The organism is Actinomyces sp. ZJ308, assembly GCF_011752065.1.
In the GTDB taxonomy this organism is placed as follows: Bacteria; Actinomycetota; Actinomycetes; order Actinomycetales; family Actinomycetaceae; genus Actinomyces.
Genome location: NZ_JAAIJY010000066.1, coordinates 1 through 2431, shown reverse-complemented (window position 1 = coordinate 2431; position 2431 = coordinate 1). Strand labels below are relative to the sequence as shown.

2 protein-coding genes are annotated in these 2431 nt (G+C 62.2%); both read left to right on the top strand.

Annotation, left to right across the window (positions count from 1 at the left end; all coding sequences use genetic code 11):
- The first annotated feature begins 255 nt into the window (after positions 1-255).
- Complete coding sequence (locus HCR68_RS13845) at positions 256-1332, top strand: hypothetical protein (RefSeq protein ID WP_167150437.1); 1077 nt, start codon at positions 256-258, stop codon at positions 1330-1332.
- An 82-nt stretch (positions 1333-1414) separates the two neighbouring features.
- On the top strand, positions 1415-2104 hold the full coding sequence (locus HCR68_RS13840; RefSeq protein WP_167150435.1) for an HAD-IA family hydrolase: 690 nt from the start codon (positions 1415-1417) through the stop codon (positions 2102-2104).
- Positions 2105-2431 lie beyond the last annotated feature (327 nt).

Sequence of the window (2431 nt, the reverse complement as noted above, 5' to 3'; positions counted from 1 at the left end):
CACGCATCACCCAACGAATCCTGGCCCTGACAGCCGCCATCTGGCACAACAGCCTCACCAGCGCGCCTGTCCTACGCTCCCTGACCCCCTACGACCACTAACCCACCCCTTGGACTTACTCATCTAGATGGCGTTGCGACGGGAGGGTGCCGGCGCGGGGGCGGGGACGCCCTTTGCCGCGGCGCAGCCTCGCCGAGCCGACGACGGGGATCAACACCCATACCTCTCACCCGGGCGCCTCCGTACGCTCCTGTCATGAACAGGCTCAGGCAGCTCTCCCCCGTCCGCTACCTTGGTCGCTTGAGGCGCAGCTCGCGCGCACGAGAAGGAAAACAGCCGGCAACACATCTCATTGCCGTCATTGCCGTCACCCTGGCGGCGCTACCGCTCTCCGCATGCTCCGACGGCGGAGGCAGCATCATCCGCTCGTGGCTCCTGAAGCAGGACGGTGTTGAGAAGGTCGATGTGACTCATTCGAACTGCACTTTTCTTGACGGGAAGGATAAATGCAGCACTGACGTCACAATCAATCTTTCCTCGAACACGAGCCCAGACGCCGTATGCTCCCTGACACAGAAAGCAGATGAAGAGCTCCCCAAGAAGAAGCGCATCGGCAGCCACCACGCCAGCCTTACCCTCACATGGCAGTATCGCGGAACGAAAATGACGCTTGAGAGCCACGAAACCCCCATCGCGAACACGGCCAGCACGAACAAAGACCCTTCACAAGAATGTGAGATGCTGAACACCGCAGCCGAGTACGCCGGAGAAGATGTGGACGAGATCAGCACCTCTTCACGGAGGCTGGAAATCTACCGCGGCGACGTCGACAAAGTTCCCGATAATCTATTCACCCGATCCCCCAGCCCGGACAAGAAATCTAGAACAGAATCCTGGGACCATTTCACGCTCAATGACTGGAGCGTCACTACGACCGCATCGTCGACCACCACCGCACCAGACTCCGCAGCCAAGGATGTGATCACGAGCATCAGTCAAACACCTGGCCCGACCGACCGCTCCAAGCTCTTGATCTTTTTTCAGCTCGGAGGAGCTGAAGGAGATGACCCTGAATCTGAAATCACGGTCGGAGGCCTGGGAGGATCCCCACTCGTCGGCCCGGACACCGACGCCGCCGCAGCAGTACTGGCCTCCACGATGAAGCAACCGGAGATATCAAAGATAAAACTGTGTGCGTCATCATCCAAGAGAAGCACTTCGATGGACGACTGCATCGTCTACACCAAGAAGAACGGTGCCATCGAAACCGACAGCGAATACTTCACTGGAAGAACTCGAGACATCTATGAGGCCGCGAAGAAACTGTCGTAGGTTCCCCCTGCTTCTGCCGAACGCGCTCAGAGTAGACTGAGACGCACCACCGCCATTCGGCTAGAGCACTCCAGGAGGCACCGTGTCCGTTCAGCTTCTGTCATCGTCGAATGGCTCCAACGGGGAACCAGCATTCCTGGCCCGGGCCGAGGCGGTCCTGTGCGACATGGACGGCACGCTCGTGGACTCCTCGGCGGTCGTGGAGTCGATGTGGAGCTCCTTCGCCCGCGACCACGGCATGAGTGAGCGTTTCGATGAGATCATGGCCTACTCCCCCGGCCGCACCGGCATCGACACGATCCGCCGGTTCCTGCCGGACCTGGCCTCGGAGGAGCACGATGCCATCCACGAGCGCTTCGCCCGAGAGGAGATCGTGCGCACGGCCGGGCGAATGGCCGAGATCCCCGGCGCCGCCGCCCTGGTGACCGCGCTGATCGACGCCGGAGTCCCGCTGGCCCTGGTCACCTCGGCTCCGATCGAGCTCATGCGAGTGCGTATGGAGGAGGCCGGGGTCCCCATTCCCGCCGTCGTCGTCTCGGCCGACGACGTCGCCCGTGGCAAGCCCGACCCCGACGCCTATCTCAAGGCCGCCGAGCTCCTGGGGGTGCCGATCGGCTCCTGCCTGGTGCTGGAGGACGCCGCCTCCGGCTACACCGCGGCCCAGCGGGCCGGTGCCCAGGTTCTCCTCGTGGGCGACGGCGTTCCTGATGCAGACCCGCAGGTGCCTCGGATTCCGGATTTCACCGGAGTCACCTTCGCCGTCGTCGGCTAGTCCCTCCTCACGCCGAGCCGGGCTTTTCTCGCGTGGCCCAACAGAATTTCTGTAGGGGTTAGCGAAAAGTGCCCGGCTCGACGCAGCTGGGAAGCACGGCGCAGCGCGGCGGCACGCCGGTGTCCACAGACGGGCATGGGCACCGTCAGTCCACAGAGCAATCTGGCACCGGTTCTCACATCCCAGTCGCAGTCATCACGCTAGTGTCGCGTGTCGTTAGTTGTTTTGTGGTTGGTGCTTAGGATGATGGGGGTATGGCGAATAGACCTGCTCCTGGACTGGTTGTGCGTGAGGGTGACCTGGAGGTGCTTGAGTCCTGGCTGCGTG